We start from the raw sequence: 17,695 nt of genomic DNA, 5'->3' as shown, positions 1-17,695 counted from the left end.
GGGCGGGTTGGCGGTGACCACGGGGGGACGCCGGGTACGACGGGCCCCGCGGGTGGCCGGGCCGGTCCCGCCGTACCGGCGGGGGACATCAGGAGCCGTCTCCCGGGGACCGCAACTGCGACCCGACCTGGTCGGCCGACATCTCCTGTACGCGGAGCACCAGTTGGGCGATCCGGTCGACGTCGACGCCCTCGGCGGTCCCGCGTTCCCTCACCGCGTCGGCGAAGGCGGCCACGGTGGGGGTGTCCACGAAGAAGTGGAGGGGGAGATCCATCCGGAACAGCTCACGCGTCTGGGACACGACCTGGGTGGCGAGCAGCGAATGCCCGCCCAGCTCGAAGAAGTCGTCCTCGGCACCGATGTCCTCGCGGCCGAGGACTCCTCCCCAGATCCGGGCGAGCACCCGCTGCAGGGCACCGGTGGGCTCCACGCGTTCCGCGCCGGACGCGGGCCCGCCCCAGTCGGGTTCGGGCAGCGCGTTGCGGTCGATCTTGCCGTTGGTCAGCCGGGGGAACTCGTCGAGGACGACGTAGGACGCCGGGATCATCGGCGTCGCCAGTGCCCGGGCCAGGTAGCGGCGCAGGGTGTCACGGTCCGGCGCCGGCGTCCCGTCGGGCACCGTCAGATAGCCGGCCAGGTGGTGTTCGCCGCCGGTCCGCGGCCAGGCGCGGACGACGGCTTCCTCGACGCCGGGGTGCGAACGCAGCAGGGCCTCGACCTCGCCGGGCTCCACCCGGTAACCGTGGATCTTGAGCTGCTGGTCCAGTCGGCCCAGGAACTCCAGGGTGCCGTCGTCGCGCCACCGCACCCGGTCACCGGTGCGGTAGAGGCGCTGTCCCGGCCGGAAGGCGTGCGGTACGAACACGGCGGCCGTCTGCCCCGGCCTGCCCAGGTAGCCGCGGGCCGCCTGCACGCCCCCGATGAACAGTTCCCCGGGGACACCGACCGGCTGCGGCCGTCCGTCGGCGTCGAGTACGTGGAGTTCCACCCCGGCGGGGGGCCGGCCGATCGGCACGGACGCCGGCACCGGAAGGGTCACCTGGTGCACGGAGGCGTCGCAGGAGCCCTCGGTCGGGCCGTACAGGTTGTAGAGAGACACCTGTGGTGCCAGGCTCAGGAGCCGCTCGGCGAGGGCGGGGGGAAGTTCCTCGCCCCCGCACACCATGGCCCGCAGGTCTCCGGCGGACTCGGCGAACCCCGGTTCGTCAAGCACGGAACGCAGCATCGAGGGGACGAAGTCGCAGGCCGTGACCCGGTGTCTGCGCAGCGTCTCGACCACGTGGCGGGGATCGAGGTGCCGGCCGGGCCGGGCCAGGACCAGCCGGCCACCGGTGAAGAGCGGTACGAGCATCTCCCACAGCGAGGGGTCCGAGCTGATGGGCGTCTTGTGCAGCACCACGTCCTGCGGGCCGAAGGCGAACGAGTCGCACATCCAGCGCATCCGGTTGGCCAGGCCGTGGTGGGTGAGCAGCACGCCCTTGGGCCTGCCCGTGGACCCGGAGGTGTACAGCAGGCACGCGGCGTTGTCCGGAAACAGCTCGACGTCGGGCCGGCTCGACGGAAGGCCGTCCCACGGGACCGTACCGGCGTCCAGGGCCACGACCGTCGCGGATCCACCGGCCGTCGCGGATCCGCCGGCCGCCGTGCCGGTGCCGGCCAGTCCGGTGGAGGTCAGGACGATGCGGGGGGCCGCGTCCCGCACCACCTGCTCCAGGCGCCCCGCCGGGTGGTCCGGGTCCAGCGGCAGATAGACGGCTCCCGCCTTGAACACCGCGAGCATCGCCACCACCAGGTCCACGCTCCTGTGCAGGTGGACGCCGACGAGGTCCTCGGTGCGCACACCTGACCGGATCAGCCAGTGGGCGAGCCGGTTCGCGTGTTCGTCGAGTTCCCGGTAGCTCACCTGGCCGGCCGCCGGCAGGCCGTCGGCCACCACCGCCACCGCCTCGGGGGACCTCGCCGCCTGCCGCTCGAAGCAGGCGGTGAGCGGCCGGGCCGGGACCGGGCCGGTGCGTGCGCCGCTGATCTCGTTGACCAGGCGGTCGCGTTCGGCCGGCGGCAGCGTCGGCAGCGCGCGCACCGGCAGGTCGGCGTCGTCCGTCCCCGCGGCGAGGACGGTCGTCAGGCTCTCGGCCATCCGCCGGGCGGTCCCGCGCACGAACAGGTCGGTGGAGTAGACCAACCAGCCCGACAGGCCGCCGGACGCGTCCGGGGCGAGCTCGACGCTGATGTCCAGGTCGGTCCCGGCCCGGGGCAGTTCCGTCATGGACACCTTGAGCCCGGGCAGGTGCGGGGCGCCCAGCGGGACGTTGCGCAGCGAGAGCAGCACCCGTGGCAGGTCGGGGCGGCCGTGCTGCCGTCCGACACCGATCCGCTGGACGACGCGCTCGAACGGCACGTCCTGATGTCCGTAGGCGTCCAGGCACACCGCGCGTACCCTGCCGACGAGGTCCCGGAAGGAGGCCGCGCCGGCCAGGTCGATCCGCAACGCCAGCGTGTTGACGAACAGGCCCACCAGGCGCTCCAGTTCGGGGCGGGGCCGGCCGGCGACAGGCGTGCCCACGACCAGGTCGGACTGTCCGGACCACTGGTGCAGCACGACGGTGAAGGCGGCGAGCAACACCATGAACGGGGTGGCGTTCTCCTCCTGGGCGACCCGGCTGAGCGCACTGGTCAGCTCGGGGCCGATCTCCAGCGGCAGCGAGGCGCCCTCGAAGGTGGGACGGCTCGGCCGCGGCCGGTCGCCGGCCAGCTCCAGCGGCGGAGCGCCGGTCAGTACACGCTGCCAGTGGTCCAGTTGTGCCGCGGCTGTCCCGCCGTCCAGCATGTTCCGCTGCCAGACTGCGAAGTCGGCGTACTGCACGTCGAGTTCGGGCAGCCGCGCCGGTTCTCCCGCGACGGCGGCCCCGTACAGCTCGGCGAGTTCGTCGACGAGCACGCCGAGCGACCAGCCGTCGACCGCGATGTGGTGCACGCAGAACGCGAAGGTCCACTCGTCGGTGCCGCGGATGTGCCAGAGCCCCGCGCGCAGCAGCGGCGGGGCGGCGAGGTCGAAGGGCAGCGAGGCCAGTCGCCGTGCGCGCTCGGCCGCCTCCTCGGCGCCGGCGTCGCCGACAGCGAGTTCCACGGTGAGTTCACCGGCGGGCCTGACCACCTGGGCCGGCCGGTGGTCGGCGTCCAGCTCGTACCCGGTGCGCAGCGTTTCGTGACGGTCCACCATGGCGGCCAGGGCGGAGCGCAGCGCCTCGGGGCTCACGTCTCCCTGGAGCCGCAGCACGACGGGCATCAGGTAGGTGACGGCGGCCGGATCCAGCTGGTGCTGGAAATGCAGGCGCTCCTGGCCGGGCGAACAGACGAACCGATCGGTGCCCGGGGCGCGCACCGGGATGCGCGACGCCTGCTCCCGCTCGGTGTGCCGGCGGCTCAGACTGCGGCTCAGCAGCGCCCGGCGCTCCGGCGACAGGCCACGCAGGCCACGTCGCAGCCGCTCGGCTTCGGACAGCGGCTCGTCGGTCATCCCGTATCCCTCGTGGTAGGAAGCGGTCGGCCGGGCCGGCGCCACGTGATCCGGCGACCGCGGCACACCGTGGGCACGACGAGTCCGGGCTCCCCCTACGCGGTGCCGGCACCGGCTGTCTGCACATCAGGGTGCTGGTACGCGCGCGTCGGGGAAAGTCGGGGAACCTTCGACGTCGGCCCCGGTGCCGCGCGTGCCTGTCGTCCGGAACCGGGGAGCCGAGAGCCCCGTCCCGCGTGCGTGACGGGGTGCGTTCAGGGAATTCCCCGACTGGTCCCGGGGCAGCGGCCCCGGCATCCTTCTGCGGATCGGCGGCAGACGCGCCGGGGCACGAGCACGCCTCGCGGGTGCCGCCCTGCCGGTCCTGCGAAAGCGCGCCCGCACCAGTCGGCCTGGGACCCCTCCGAGGTGACCGGCCGCGGGCGTCGTCCGCCGCAGGGAATCCCCTCACGCAGGAAGGTGACAACGCCATCGACGGGCGAACGCGCATGGAGCTGGGCGCCGAACTGGACCCCCGGAACGTACTTGCCGCACTGGTCGCTGTCGTCAGCCGGCGCAGCCTCCAGGAGAAGATCCAGGTCTCCGGTCAGGTCGCGATGGAGCTGGACCTGACCGCGGACCCCACATTCGCCGAGCTGTCGGCCCGCGTCCACGCCCTGGTGGGCGAGCGTTTCACGGTGCGGGTGGACGGCATGGAGCTGACGGCGACGGACAGCGGCACGGCGCTCGGCAGCGAGGCCGGCGACGACCTCGGGCGCATCGCCGGCCAGGTCTGCCGGGCGTTGGCGGACGGCCTGCACGAGCCGTCCCGCCGGATCTCGGTGCTGGAGCTGGCCTCGGACACCGACCGGGCGCTCGTGGCGGCCTTCGAGGGCAGCGGCACGGCGCCGGCTCCGGCTCGCTGCGTCCATGATCTGGTGGACGAGCGGGCCCGCCGGACGCCCGACGCCCCCGCGGTCGGCACCGGGGCGGAGGAGATCACCTACGGGCAACTCGTGGACCGGGCCGATCAGCTCGCCGCGCGGCTCGCCCACGCGGGCGCCGGTCCCGGTCACGTCGTCGGTGTGCTGGGAGAACGCTCCCCGGAGACGATCATCTCGCTCCTCGCCGTGCTCAAGGCCGGTGCGGCCTATCTCGCGCTGGCCCCCGAATGGCCGGACGCCCGCTTGGCGGCGCTGCTGGGCGACGCCTCGGTCGAGGTGGTGCTGGCGCCCGGGGAATTCGCCGGCCGGATACCGGGCGGCCTCACCGTCGTGCCCGTCGACACGTCGGCGGAGGTGCGGGGCGCCGGTCCCGGCCCGCTGCCGGCCGGGCTGACGCCGGGCCATCTCGCGTACGTGAGTTACACGAGCGGCTCCACGGGCGAGCCGAAGGGCGTCTGCGTCCCGCACGCCGCCGTGTCACGGCTGGTCAGCTCCCCCGACTGGACGGTGTTCGGTCCCACGGACGTGTTCCTCCAGGTCTCGCCGGTCTCCTTCGACGCCTCCGTCCTGGAGATCTGGGCGCCGCTGTGCAACGGGGGCCGCGTCGTGCTGCTGCCTCCGGGCCGTGTGGACGTGGACCGGATGGGCGAGGTCATCCGGACGGCGGGGGTCACGCACCTGTGGCTGACCGCCGGTCTCTTCCACCAGATGGTGGACCACCAGCTCGGCCGGCTGGGCGGCGTGCGCCACCTGTTCGCCGGTGGTGACGTGGTCAGTCCCCAGGCGGTGGCCCGACTGCTGGCCGCTCATCCCGGGATGTCGTTCACCAACGGCTACGGCCCGACCGAGAACACGACCTTCACGGCCTGTGCGACCTTCCGCGAGCCGCCGCCCCCGGGCCCGGTGCCCATCGGCCGGCCCATCAGCGGTACGCGGGTGAAGGTGCTCGACGCCGAGGGCAAGACGGTGCCGCCCGGAGTGGTGGGCGAACTGCACGCGGCCGGCGCCGGTCTGGCCCTTGGCTACCTGGGCCGGCCGGCGGCCACCGCCGACCGGTTCGTGCCGGATCCTGACGGAGCGTCACCAGGGGCCCGCCTCTACCGCACCGGGGACCTGGTGCGCTGGCGGTCCGACGGAATGCTGGACTTCTGCGGACGGGCCGACAGCCAGGTGAAGATCAACGGCTACCGCGTCGAACCGGACGAGATCGCGACGGTGCTCGCCGCGCATCCCGAGATCCGGAGCGCCGCGGTGGTCGACGAGCCGGGCAGCGGCTCCGGCAAGCAACTGGTGGGCTATGTGGTGCCGGTGCGTTCCTCGTCCGACGCGCCGCCGCCGGGAGATCTGCGAGGGTGGCTGCGGGACCGGCTGCCCGAATACCTCGTGCCCGCGAGGATCGTGACGCTCGCCGAGCTGCCCTTGACCCTCAACGGCAAGGTGGCCAGGGACGCCCTGCCCCAGGCCCGGACGTCCGCGCGCAGCGTCCCCAACGACTATGTGGCGCCACGCCTGCCCGTGGAACGGCTCCTGTGCCGGTTGTGGTCGGAAACCCTGAACATCGAGAAGATCGGCATCGACGACGATTTCTTCGAACTCGGGGGCCATTCGCTGATCGCCGCCGATCTGCTGGCCCGGCTGCAGAACGAGTACGGCATCGAGATACCCGCCCGGATGCTCTATCTGAGCCCCACGGTCGGTGAGTTGGCCGAACTGGAGGAACTGGCGCCGCTGCGGGCCCGTCTCGGGTGAGCGGGACGGGCGCCCGCCCGTGACCTGAACTCGCCGTCGGGCGCCCGTCACTTCCAGAGGTGGGTCACCTCGCCGAAGTTCTTGACCACCCATTCGTCCGAGTAGATGGTGTCGAGGTAGCGCTCCCCGCCGTCGGGGAAAACGACGACGCACTTCGCCTCTGGCCGGATTTCGCCGGCCAGCCTTTTGAGCGCGGCGATCGTCGCTCCGGACGACCCGCCCACCAGTACCGACTCGCGGGCCGCGAGCTGCCGGCATGCCACGGTGCACTCGAGATCCGAGACATGAACCACCGTGTCGACCTGGTTCTCGTCGAGCAGCGGCGACCGCACCGACGAACCGTGCCCGGGAATGAGGCGAGTGGCCGCCCTGTGGTTCCCGAAGATCACGCTCCCGACCGCGTCCACGGCGACGACCTCGGTGGACATCCCCCGCTGCCGGATACGGTCGACGCAGCCCCGCAGCGTCCCGCAGGAACTGACGGCGCAGAAGAGGTAGTCGACCTTCCCGTCCAGGGCGTCGGCTATCTCGTCCCACATGGATTCCAGGGCCAACGGGTTCAACGGGTTCGAGTACTGATTCGGCCAGTAGGCGTGTGGAGTCGTCTCGACGATCTCACGGACACGGCCGAGCCGGGCGACCAGATACTCCCCGGTCTCGGGATCGGGCTCGGTGACGCGCTCGATCGTCGCGCCGAAGGCACGCAGGATGGCGATGTTCTGTGCGGTCGTCTTGGCATCCACGACGCAGATGAATTCGATGCCGTAATAACGGCAGATCTGCGCGATGCCGATCGCCAGATTTCCGGAGCTGGACTCGACCACGACGGACTTCTTCGGCCGGAGCTCACCGTTGTTGATCTTTTCGGTCAGCATGCTCAACGCCGTCCGGTCCTTGATACTGCCACCTGGATTGAATTTCTCCAGCTTGGCGTACACCGTGCCCCGGAATTCCGGAAGGATTCTCCGAAGCTCGACAAGCGGCGTATCGCCGATCAAGGAGAATATTCCGCCCATGTGGTGCTCCTGCATATTTCGCCTTCCATCGAGAGCCGTGAGTCGACCGCCCCAGCGCTTTCGGGGCCCGGTGGCCCATTCAGTCTGGTACGTCGTCGTCGCTCTCCAATGTCGGGACTCCTCCTGACCGCCTTTCGCCACCCTGCTCGATCTGGGGTGCTCAAGGTGCGACAGGAGGCCACACACGCCCGGAATGACCTGTATGCGCAATAACAGAACCGCCGACCATTTTGGCTTGATTCGAGCGGTACGCGGGAGTTCTTCGATCTCGTCCGGCCGGCCGCGACCGCACCGAAAGTTCGCTGCTCCCCAAGACGGCCGCACCATCCGATCGCCTGCGTGCGGCGCGCCGAAAACAAAATACCGAACCTTGCGGAACGAAGTACAGCCGCTTACGATCTCCATCGAGTAGCCCGACACACATAAGCGGCCGAACCCGGCCTTACCCCGTGCCGTCACCTCCTTCCTCGTCGACGCCCACCGGCAATGTCAGAGCAAGCGAGATTCCAGTCTCAAGCAATTGAGAGTAGGAGAGGTTACCTGCCTTGCAGCTACTCGAGAATTTAAGAGGACGCATCCCCACGAAGGATTTCCTTTCCGGTCAGTCCGTTTCTCCTCGGACCAAGGCCCGCCGGCCGTCCGCGCTGCACGGCAGGGAACAAGAGGTGCTCCTGCTGGAGCGGATTCTGGACGAGACCGAGTCCCGTCCCCGCGCCATAGACGTCAGCGGCGATCCATGGATCGGGAAGACGCGCCTGCTGTCCGTGCTCGGCGACCTCGCCCGGGCCCAGGGCTGGACGGTGGCCTCGGGGACCGCCCGCTCCCCCTCCGAGGCACTGCCCTTCGGAGTGTTCTCCGACGCTCTCTACGACGTCCTGGCACAGCATCGGGCGAACCCGGTTGACGGGCTGCCCGAGCAGCACGCCTCCTGGCTGGCGGGTATCTGCCCGGCTCTGGCGCCGTACGCCCGGGAAGCGCTCATGCCCAGGAACCCCATGGAGATGAACCACGCGTTCCACGCGGTCCGCGCGCTCCTGGACAACCTCGGCGCGGCAGGCCGACTGCTGCTGGTCATCGACGACATGCACTGGGCCGACGAGGCGTCCGTCCGACTGTTCAAGCATCTCCTGCGCCACTCCACCGGTTCTCCGGTACTCCTCGCCGTCGCGCACCGGCCGCGCCAGATCGACGGCGAACTGCGGACGCTTCTGGAGGAGGGCGCGGCGGCCGGGCAGATCACTCGTATCCACCTGTCACCGCTGGCCGGCGAGGATCTCGCCGCACTGCTCCCCGCCGGGCTCGGCCCGTTCCGCCGCCGTGCCCTGCAGGAGGAATCCGGCGGTAACCCGGGACTGCTGCGGGCCCTCGCCACCCGGCAGGGCGCAGCCGGGGCACCCGGGGGCGACGCGGCACTCGCCGCGCCGGAGACGCCGGTCTCCGTCCTCCGCGAATTCCACGGACTGTCCGAACTCGGCTGGGCCGCGGCCCATTCGGCGGCCCTGGTGGGCGAAGCGATCGACATCGGGCTTCTCGAAACGGTCGCGCAGATGCCCGAGGACCGGATACGCGCGGGTGTCGACGAACTGGTACGGCACGACATCCTCCGTGTCGACGACAGCGAGCGCACCTTCATGTTCCGCAACGCGCTGCTGCGCGAGGCGGCTTACCGCACGGCGGGCGCCGCCTGGCGGCTGGGCGCGCACACGCGTGCGGTGGCTGTCATGCGTGCCCGCAACGCTCCCCCGCGCCTGATCGCACGGCATCTCCAGCGCTGCATCGCCGCCGGGGACTCCGACAGCATGCGCCTGATGACGGAGGCCGCCCGGACCGTGCTGTGGGAGCAGCCGGAGACGGCCGCACTGTGGCTGCGGACGGTACGGGACCTCCAGCCGGACGACGAGGACGCGGAGCACACGGAACTCGTGCTCCTGCTCGCCACGTCCCTGGCCCTGTGCGGCAGACTCACCGAGAGCCTGGCACTGTTCCGCGGAGCGCCCGCCACCGGAACGGACGGCGACGCGGAGGCGGTGCTGTCACACGCGTACGTGCTCCGACTGCTGGGGCGGCTCGGCGACTCCGGTGACCTGCTGCGGCAGGCGCTGCGGACGATGGCTCCGCGGCAGAGCACGCAGGCGCGCCTGCGCGGAGCCCTGCTCGCGACGTCGCTCGAGGCGGCCCGCACAGCGGACCCGCCGGACGAGCCGGCCCCGGAACCGGTGGCCGCGGTGGACGGGGAACCCGCGCTGCGCACACTGCTGCTCTCGCTGAACGCCCTGGCGGACCTCGGGCACGGCGCCACCGTGCGGGCGGGTGCCCGGGTGAACGAGGCGAGAGAGCTGGTCGACCATGTTCCGGACGACCAGCTCGCCCCGCGACTCGACTCCCTGTACTGGCTGGGGCTCGCCGAACAACGGCTCGGCGAGTACGAGCGGGCGGTACAGCACCTCGAGCGGGCGCTCCATCTCGCCTCGCGGTTCGGCCAGACGTGTCTCGTGCCGCAGGTGGCGACCCTGCTGGGTTCCGTGCTGCTGCGTCTGGGCGACCTTCCCGGAGCCGCCCTGCACGCGGAGCACGCCCAGGCCACGGCACGTCAGATCGGCAGCGACGTCCAGTTGACGAGCGCCACACGGCTGGCGGAAGAGATCGCCCGCCCGGTCCCCGCCCAGCCTGCCCCGGTGCAGGCGGCAGCCGGCGCGGGGGACCCGGACCGCCCGGTGCCGGCGCCCGGGGCCACGACCGCCGGCGAGATCCCGGACACGGGTGCGGACCGCACGGGCGAACCGGAGGGGTCCGGGCCCGCCACCGCGCCCTCCTCGGAGGCCAACACCCATCTGGACCTGCTGAGCAAGCGGGAGCGGGAGATATCCGGGCTGGTCAGCGACGGCCGGACGAACCAGCAGATCGCGCGGGCCCTGGGACTGAGCCACAAGACGGTGGAGACCTACCTCGCCCGCATCTTCAAGAAGCTGGACCTCTGCTCACGGGCCCAGCTCGCCACGTTGGTGGGGAGAGCCGACGGTCCCAGTCCCGCCTTCTCCTGAGGCGTCCCGCGCCTCGCCTCGCGGGGCTCTCCGGTGGCCGGGCGCACCCCGGGAACCGGAGAGCCCCGCGACCGCGCACGGCCGGCGGACCGGTGCGCACGTGCCCGAAGCCTGCTCCGGCGCCGGCTGTCAGAGTGTTCTGGTCCGACGGACGACGGAGGAATCGGCCGGGGCGAACCCGTAGGGCACCGTCTCGTTCTCGCGGGGCCTCGGGCCGGCCAGCGCTGCCACCTCGGGCGGCAGTCCGATGGTGGAGTCGGAGGCGTCGACGAGAAGCCGGCTCCCGGCCTTCGTCCGGCAGCTCAGTTCGGCTCCGTCCGGGTCGCCGGTGAACTGGAAGACCACGCCACCGGACGCCACGCCCTGCTTCGACAGCGCCTCCCGATTCATCCGCTGCCCCGCGACGACGCACGAGATCAGCGGCGCGCGCGGCAGGCGGACCTGTATCTGCCAGGCGTCCCGCTGCGAGGCCACCCGGAAGCGCACCGTCCGGACGCCTCCGGCGGTGGTGTCCGCGAGCAGCTCGACACTGGGCGCCGGCAGGTCCAGCGCAGGGGCCTTCGCCTGCCGGACAGGCAGGTCGCCGTACTCGGCGAAGTAGCGCGCCGCCGTGCCCCGGCCCGGGTCGTCGCCCAGCACCCGCCGCGTCCAGTCGTCGGGGGACGGGTCCGTGGTCATCCACGTGCTGGTGCCGCGGGCCAGGTCACGCACGTACACCAGCGAGTCCGGCAGCGGCTGGCGCGGGCTGAAGTCCAGGGCCACCGTTCCCGTGCCGACCAGGACCACCGAGGCCGCGGCGGCGCCCGACGCCAGCAGCCCGGGCCTCGGGAGCCGTGCCAGCAGCGGAAGCGACAGCAGGCCGCCGGTGCCCGCGAGCAGCACGGCCACCGCCGAGAGGGAGACCCCCAGCGCGATCAGCAGGCTGTCCACCAAGGACGTGAAGAGCACCACGGCCACCGCGGGCGCGAGTGCCGCGAGCAGCACCCCCAGCGTCTCGCCCCGGGCCGCGGTCCGCCGGCAGGCGAACCCCAGCGCGGGCAGGCCCGCCAGAAGCGGCCACTGCAGCAGATAGCTCGCGCCGGGCACCGTCAGTACGACCACGGCCAGCAGCACGGCCATCACGGCCAGCCCGCCGGCGATCAGCTCCGCCGGCGGCCGGCCGCGCGTCAGCCGGCCCGCGAACAACAGCGTCCCGGCCAGCAGCACCAGGAATCCGGCGACGAACCAGCCCCGGTCGTACGGTTCCGACATCGGCAGTGCCGCCATGTCGGGGCGCACGAGCGTCACGGCGTACCACAGGCCGAAGTCGGCCAGGGCCGCCGTGATCACCGCGCCGGCGGCGATCCCGGCGGTCGCCAGTACACCGCCGATCCGCAGCGCCGACCGGCGCGTGCCGAGGACCAGCAGCCCTGCGAAGCCCAGGAGCGTGACCGCCGCCGCCGGTACCGCCCAGCCCACCGGATACCGAACGAGCACCCGGCCGAACAGGTCGAAGTAGACGCTGTTCCGGCCGTGCAGGTTCCGCAGGTCGGAGTCGCCGAGACCGCGCACCAGGCCCAGCATGAGCTCGCCCTGGTGCTGCACGCTGTCCGGGCTCAGCCGGCCGACGTCGTCGCGCGGCGAGTGGTAGTCGTTCAGGCCGCGGGTGAACGCGGAGTTGAGGCCGATGGCGCCGGCGTCGCGGAACACGGTGAAGTCGCTCCCGTTCGGCATCCGCTTGTACACCTCGTACGCCAGCGACGTGGTGACGAACCGGGTGCCGCTCTGCGCGAAGGCGTCGACGAGCGGGCCGTTGCCGTCACTCGTCTCGAACATCATCACGGGGCCGCCGCTGCCGCGCGCTTCCCAGTTGAGTACGGCACCGTAGTCGTCGGCCTTGTGCTTCCGCACGAACAACTCGGCGCCCAGGGAGCCGGTTTCCTCCGCGTCGGTGAACAGGAACACGACGTCGTCGCGGACGCCGCCCCCTGCTCTGAGCGCCCGCATGGTCTCCAGCATGGCGCCGACCGCGGAACCGTCGTCGGCCGCGCCGGGGCCGGTCGGGACCGAGTCGTAGTGGGCCACGAGCAGCAGCGCCTTGCCGCCGCTGGTCCGCGGCGCGTTGCCGGCGACCTTGGCGATCACGTTGTGCACGGTTCCCGCCGGGAACGGGCTGCCCATGTCCGTCCGGACGGCCCCTCCCGACTCCACGTCGACCTGCGCGCCGAGGGACCTCGCGGTGTCCACGAGATACCGGCGGACCCGGGCGTTGTCACGCGTGCCCGTCGGGTGCGGGCGCTGGGCCACTGCTCTCACGTGCCCGAGCGCCCGGGCGGCGGCGAACTCCTGGGCCGGCGTGTCCGCCGGACGGGCGGCCGGAGGTCTCGCGGCGAGCAGCGTCGAAGTGCCGAGGAGGGTGAGGCCGATGAGCACCAGCGCCAGCAGGGCACGCCCCCTCGTCCCGCGCCGCCGTGCCTCGCCGGTCCCCTGGTCCGCTCCGCTCCGTTCCGCGTCAGTGGACAGCGACATCACTGCTCGGACCGTTCACCACAAGGATGTTCCTCACCGTTCCCGGCATCCCTCTCCTCGTGTTCGGAGTGCGTCCACAGCACACGGGACACTCTGCTCCGCCGCCTGCTCGAAGTCTTGTGGTTGGTTCCCCGGTATTGACGCGCGCGCCCGGGGAAGGGACCGGCCCCCGAGGCCGGCGGGCGAGGCTGTCCCGCGTCCCGTCAGGGGCTCAGCGGGTGCCGGCGCGTGGTCGTCGCGTGCGGGTCGGCGCCGGGCCGCGCAGTTGGTTGCCCGGTTCGGCCGGGTCGCCGCTGCAGATGCCCCACTGAGACATGAGTCTCGATGCGCCATGTGTCCCAATGGGACATCAAGGCGTACGATCGGGGCCATGAAGGCGACGGAGCCCCTCACCCCCACCCAGGACCGGCGGCAGCGCAAGGCGCGGCAGACGCGGAACGCGCTGGCGTCCGCGGCCATGGAGCTGATCCTGGAGCGCGGGCTCGCGGCCACGACGGTCGAGGCGATAGCGGAGCGGGCCGACGTCGCCCGCCGTACCTTCAGCCGGTACTTCGTCGGCAAGGAGGACGCGGCCCTCGACTTCGTCCGCGGTGACGGCGACCGCATCAACGCCCTGCTGCGGGCCCGGCCGGCCGGGGAGCCGCCGCTGCTCGCGTACCGGCGGGCGGTGCGCGCATGGCTCGCCGACCAGGAGAACCCGGCCCACCATCTGCGCCCGCGGATGCGACGGCTGCTGACCCTGGTGGACGCCGAGCCCGCCCTGTTCGCCGCCTACGAACGCATTCGCGTCGACGCCCAGGAGGAGTCGATCCGCATCCTCGCCGAGCGGCTCGGCACGGACGACGCCGGGGACATGCGCCCGGCGGTCGTCGTGGACGCCGCCGCCGGAGTCCTCACCGCCGCGCTGCGCGTCTGGGCGCGCGGCGGTGAGGAGCACGACTCGGGAGCCGCAGACCTGGCCGCCCTGGTGGAGCGGGCCTACGACGCCCTGATCTCGGAGGCCGCCACCGCGGCCGCCGAACCATCTTCCGAAGAGTGAGAACAGCACATGAGCACCACCTGCAGCAGTGAGTTCGCCGGCCGCACCGCCCTGGTCACCGGCGGCGCCTCCGGGATCGGCCTGGCCACCGCCCGCCGTCTCGGGGCCGGCGGCGCGAACGTCGTCCTCGCCGACCACAACGCCGAGGGCGCCGAGCAGGCCGCCGAGGACCTCAAGGCCGAGGGCGTCAAGGCCGCCGCCGTGCGGCTCGACGTGACGGACCCCGAATCCGTGGCCGCCGCCGTCGCCTTCGCCGTGGACGCCTTCGGCGCCCTGCACCTCGCCGTGAACAGCGCCGGCATCGGCGGCCCGAGCGCCCCGACCGGCGAGTACGACCTCGACGCCTACAACCGGGTCGTCCGCACCAACCTCGACGGCGTCTTCTACTCCCTGCGCTACGAACTGCCCGCCATCGAGGCGGGCGGCGAGGGCGGCTCGATCGTCAACGTGGCCTCCATCCTCGGCTCGGTCGGATTCGCCGGCTCCGTCGCCTACGTCGCCGCCAAGCACGGCGTGGTCGGTCTGACCAAGACCGCCGCCGCCGAGTACGCGGCGAAGAACATCCGCGTCAACGCGGTCGGCCCCGGCTTCATCGAGACCCCGCTGCTGAAGGGCATGGACCAGCAGGCCTACGACGGTCTGGTCGGCCTGCACCCGATCGCCCGCCTCGGCCGCCCCGAGGAGGTCGCCGAGCTGATCGTCTTCCTGCTCTCCGACCGCGCCTCCTTCGTGGCCGGCGGCTACCACCTCGTCGACGGCGCCTACACCGCCGTCTGAGCCGCGGCCGTGGAAAGGGAGTACACATCATGAAGGCACTGCAGTACCGCACGATCGGCGCCGCCCCCGAGGTGGTCACGGTCCCCGACCCCGAGCCCGGCCCCGGCCAGGTCCTGCTGAAGGTCACCGCCGCCGGCGTCTGCCACTCCGACATCGCGGTGATGAGCTGGCCCGCCGAGAACTTCCCCTACGAACTGCCCCTCACCCTCGGCCACGAGGGCGTCGGCACGGTCGCCGCGCTCGGCGCGGGTGTGAGCGGTGTGCGCGAGGGCGACGCAGTCGCCGTGTACGGGCCGTGGGGCTGCGGCGCCTGCGCCAAGTGCGCGGAGGGCAAGGAGAACTACTGCCTGCGGGCGGACGCGCTGGGCATCCGGCCGCCCGGGCTCGGGTCGCCGGGCGCCATCGCCGAGTACCTGCTCGTCGACGACCCGCGGCACCTCGTACCGCTGGACGGTCTGGACCCGGTCGCCGCGGTCCCGCTGACCGACGCGGGGCTCACGCCCTACCACGCGATCAAGCGTTCACTGCCGAAGCTGGTCCCGGGTTCGACGGCCGTGGTCATCGGCACCGGGGGCCTCGGGCACGTCGCCATCCAGCTGCTGCGCGCGCTCACGCCGGCCCGGGTGATCGCCCTCGACGTCAGCGAGGACAAGCTGCGGCTGGCGAAGGAGGTCGGCGCCCACGAGGCGGTGCTCTCCGACGCGGGCGCGGCCGCCGCCGTGCGCGCGCTGACCGGCGGTCTGGGCGCCGAGGCCGTCTTCGACTTCGTCGGCGCCGAGCCCACCGTGCGGACCGCGGGCGCGGTCGCCGCGGTGGAGGCCGACGTGACGATCGTCGGCATCGGCGGCGGCGCCCTGCCCGTCGGCTTCGGGTCCCTGCCCTTCGAGGTGTCGGTCGCGGCGCCCTACTGGGGCAGCCGGAGCGAGCTGATCGAGGTGCTGGGCCTGGCCCGCTCGGGCGCGGTCTCGGTGCACACCGAGACCTACTCCCTGGACGAGGCCCCGCTCGCCTACGAGCGCCTGCACGCCGGGAAGGTCAACGGCCGCGCGGTCATCCTCCCCAACGGCTGAGCCCACCCGTTCCGCACCGCCCGGGCACGGCTGCCGCCGCCCGGGCGGCCCGGCCGCGTCCAGGGCCTGTCGCGGCAGTCGCCTCGCCGTCCCAGTTCGGCGAGTTGGGCGCCGTTCGAGCGGACCTGGGCGCTCGAGACGGTGACACCCGCCTTCGCGGCCTCCGCCTCGCACCTCCCCCGGCCCCGGCACGGGAACCGGCACCTCTTCGTACCGCAGGACCTCGGGGCCGCCGTGCTCACCGGCGGCCCGATCGATCGCCGCCCGCAGCACCAGGTCGTCGACGCTGAGGTAAGTGCAGTTCAGCGCCGCCAACTGGACACGTGGGGGCGCCCTGGCGGCTCGGGCCGGGCTCACAGTACGGGGTCTGCATACCGGCTGGGCGTACCCCTGACGCGGAGCGGGGCTCCGGCGTTGTCCGGGAGTGAAGCGATCGCCTGCGCGGATGTCAACGCGGCCACCAAGTCCCTCTGGCGGACGATCTGTTGAGGCATCCGGCTGTCGTTCCGCCGGAGGCTGAGAAATACGGCGGAGGCGCGGCACGGCCGCTGATGTGCGCGCACCGGACTGAGGCGGCTCGCGACCAAGATGCTTGAAGTTGCTCGCTGGAGCCGTTGATTGAGCACTTTCGAGCATCTAAGGTCGAGGTGTCCCTGAAGAATCCGAGGTGCGATCCCGGGTCCGGGCCGGTAACCCGTGTATGCCCGCTGCCTGGTGCGGGCCTGCGACGCCATGGCGTCGTGCGCGTCTCCCCGTCCGCGACGAAGGGGTGCCCATGACCAACCAGCCGTCCGCGCCCCAACTGCGCTTGGGTGTCGTCGGCTTCGGCCGGCGCGCCTCACTCGCCACCCTGGTCGACCGGACCGTAGCGGCCCTCGACCCGGTCTCCGTGCTCACCCCCGACGACCTGCACACCGCTCCGGCCCTGTTCTTCCGCGAAGGCACTTCGGTAGAAGTCCGCGCCCTTGAACCGCACTTCGCCGGCTACTTCGCGCGCCACCAGCCCGGTTCGCGCGGCCCGGTCCCCCGGGCCACCCGGGTCCCGCCCCGCCCGCCGTCGGCCCCCGAGCCCCGCCTGGCCCCCGTCGGCGGCGCACGCCCCCGCACACCAAGGAGCACACGCATGACGTTCATAGGCGAGGAGATCGCCCGCCAGCCCCAGACCTGGCTCAAGGCCGCGAGCACCGCGGCCGAGTCCGCGGACCTGCTGCCCCGGCCGGGAGAGCGGGTGGCCGTCGTCGGCTGCGGCACCTCCTGGTTCATGGCCGAGGCCTACGCCGCACTGCGCGAGGGGCGCGGCCTGGGCGAGACGGACCACTTCGCCGCCTCCGAGTTCCCCCACGACCGCACCTACGACCGGTTGGTGGCGATCTCCCGCTCCGGCACCACCACCGAGATCCTGGAACTGCTGGAACAGCGGCGCGGCCGCTTCCCGGCCCTCGCCCTGACCGCCGACACCTCCACCCCGATCGTCGACGCCGCCGAACACGTCCTCGACCTGTCCTTCGCGGACGAGAGGTCGGTCGTGCAGACGGTCTTCGCGACCACCGCGCTGACCGCCCTGCGCGCGGGCCTGGGCGAGCCGGCCGAACCGCTGGCGCAGGCCGCGCGGACGGCTCTCCGGACACCGCTGCCCGAGGAGTGGCTGGCCGCCGACCAGATCACCTTCCTCGGCCGGGGCTGGGCGCACGGAATCGCCCGCGAGGCCTCCCTGAAGATGCGTGAGGCCACTCAGAGCTGGACCGAGTCCTACCCGTCCCTGGAGTACCGGCACGGTCCGATCGCCATCGCCGCGCCCGGCCGCCTGGTGTGGCACTTCGGCCCGGACGAGGACGGGCTGCGGGCCGACGTCGCCGCCACCGGCGCGCACTTCGTGGACCACCCGGAGGACCCGCAGGCCGACCTGATCCGGGTGCAGCGCCTCGCCGAGGCCCTCGCCGTCCGCAGGGGGCTGGACCCGGACCGGCCGCGCGCCCTGAGCCGCTCCGTGATCCTGGACCGCCCCGGTTCCTGACCGCGCGCCCGGGACACGCCGCACACCCCGCGAACGCCGCC

Annotated in this window: 9 protein-coding genes; 6 read left to right on the top strand and 3 right to left on the bottom strand. The window is 72.5% G+C overall.

Features of this window, described 5'->3' with window-relative positions; translation table 11 throughout:
- Positions 1-88 precede the first annotated feature (88 nt).
- Complete coding sequence (locus TNCT1_RS16985) at positions 89-3,517, bottom strand: non-ribosomal peptide synthetase (RefSeq protein ID WP_143632805.1); 3,429 nt, start codon at positions 3,515-3,517, stop codon at positions 89-91.
- Positions 3,518-4,005: 488 nt separating this feature from the next.
- Between TNCT1_RS16985 and TNCT1_RS16980 the strand changes: the two genes are divergently transcribed.
- Positions 4,006-6,189 carry a non-ribosomal peptide synthetase gene (locus TNCT1_RS16980; RefSeq protein ID WP_143632803.1) on the top strand — a complete coding sequence of 728 codons (2,184 nt, stop codon included), beginning with the start codon at positions 4,006-4,008 and terminating at the stop codon, positions 6,187-6,189.
- Positions 6,190-6,236: 47 nt separating this feature from the next.
- Here TNCT1_RS16980 and sbnA read toward each other — a convergent pair whose 3' ends face one another.
- Positions 6,237-7,220: a 2,3-diaminopropionate biosynthesis protein SbnA gene (sbnA, locus tag TNCT1_RS16975; protein WP_143632801.1), complete on the bottom strand. Its 984-nt coding sequence runs from the start codon at positions 7,218-7,220 to the stop codon at positions 6,237-6,239.
- A gap of 530 nt (positions 7,221-7,750) precedes the next feature.
- Between sbnA and TNCT1_RS16970 the strand changes: the two genes are divergently transcribed.
- Entirely contained in the window at positions 7,751-10,246 is a 2,496-nt protein-coding gene (locus TNCT1_RS16970; RefSeq protein ID WP_143632799.1) for a helix-turn-helix transcriptional regulator, read from the top strand.
- 129 nt (positions 10,247-10,375) lie between these two features.
- On the opposite strand, the gene TNCT1_RS16965 is transcribed toward TNCT1_RS16970, so the two are convergent.
- Entirely contained in the window at positions 10,376-12,754 is a 2,379-nt protein-coding gene (locus TNCT1_RS16965; protein WP_143632797.1) for a M20/M25/M40 family metallo-hydrolase, read from the bottom strand.
- Between the two features lie 370 nt (positions 12,755-13,124).
- Here TNCT1_RS16965 and TNCT1_RS16960 point away from each other — a divergent pair, with 370 nt between their 5' ends.
- From TNCT1_RS16960 to TNCT1_RS16940, 4 genes are all read left to right on the top strand, one after another.
- On the top strand, positions 13,125-13,793 hold the full coding sequence (locus TNCT1_RS16960; RefSeq protein ID WP_143632795.1) for a TetR family transcriptional regulator: 669 nt from the start codon (positions 13,125-13,127) through the stop codon (positions 13,791-13,793).
- A gap of 9 nt (positions 13,794-13,802) precedes the next feature.
- Positions 13,803-14,570, top strand: a complete 768-nt coding sequence (locus TNCT1_RS16955) for an SDR family NAD(P)-dependent oxidoreductase (RefSeq protein ID WP_143632794.1) — start codon at positions 13,803-13,805, stop codon at positions 14,568-14,570.
- A 29-nt stretch (positions 14,571-14,599) separates the two neighbouring features.
- Positions 14,600-15,640: an NAD(P)-dependent alcohol dehydrogenase gene (locus TNCT1_RS16950; protein WP_143632792.1), complete on the top strand. Its 1,041-nt coding sequence runs from the start codon at positions 14,600-14,602 to the stop codon at positions 15,638-15,640.
- A gap of 1,123 nt (positions 15,641-16,763) precedes the next feature.
- A complete protein-coding gene (locus TNCT1_RS16940) occupies positions 16,764-17,654 on the top strand; it encodes an SIS domain-containing protein (protein ID WP_143633271.1) in 891 nt (296 codons plus the stop codon).
- The last annotated feature ends 41 nt before the right edge of the window (positions 17,655-17,695 follow it).

The organism is Streptomyces sp. 1-11, from assembly GCF_007176755.1.
Classification (GTDB): domain Bacteria; phylum Actinomycetota; class Actinomycetes; order Streptomycetales; family Streptomycetaceae; genus Streptomyces.
This window is presented reverse-complemented; position numbering and strand designations above follow the sequence as displayed.

Bases quoted from the DNA above. Each gene is read 5' to 3' on its own strand.
- TNCT1_RS16950 (WP_143632792.1), top strand. From the start codon at position 14,600: ATGAAGGCACTGCAGTACCGCACGATCGGCGCCGCCCCCGAGGTGGTC.
- TNCT1_RS16980 (WP_143632803.1), top strand. From the start codon at position 4,006: ATGGAGCTGGGCGCCGAACTGGACCCCCGGAACGTACTTGCCGCACTG.
- TNCT1_RS16955 (WP_143632794.1), top strand. From the start codon at position 13,803: ATGAGCACCACCTGCAGCAGTGAGTTCGCCGGCCGCACCGCCCTGGTC.
- TNCT1_RS16965 (WP_143632797.1), bottom strand. From the start codon at position 12,754: ATGTCGCTGTCCACTGACGCGGAACGGAGCGGAGCGGACCAGGGGACC.
- TNCT1_RS16940 (WP_143633271.1), top strand. From the start codon at position 16,764: ATGACGTTCATAGGCGAGGAGATCGCCCGCCAGCCCCAGACCTGGCTC.
- TNCT1_RS16985 (WP_143632805.1), bottom strand. From the start codon at position 3,517: ATGACCGACGAGCCGCTGTCCGAAGCCGAGCGGCTGCGACGTGGCCTG.
- sbnA (WP_143632801.1), bottom strand. From the start codon at position 7,220: ATGCAGGAGCACCACATGGGCGGAATATTCTCCTTGATCGGCGATACG.
- TNCT1_RS16960 (WP_143632795.1), top strand. From the start codon at position 13,125: ATGAAGGCGACGGAGCCCCTCACCCCCACCCAGGACCGGCGGCAGCGC.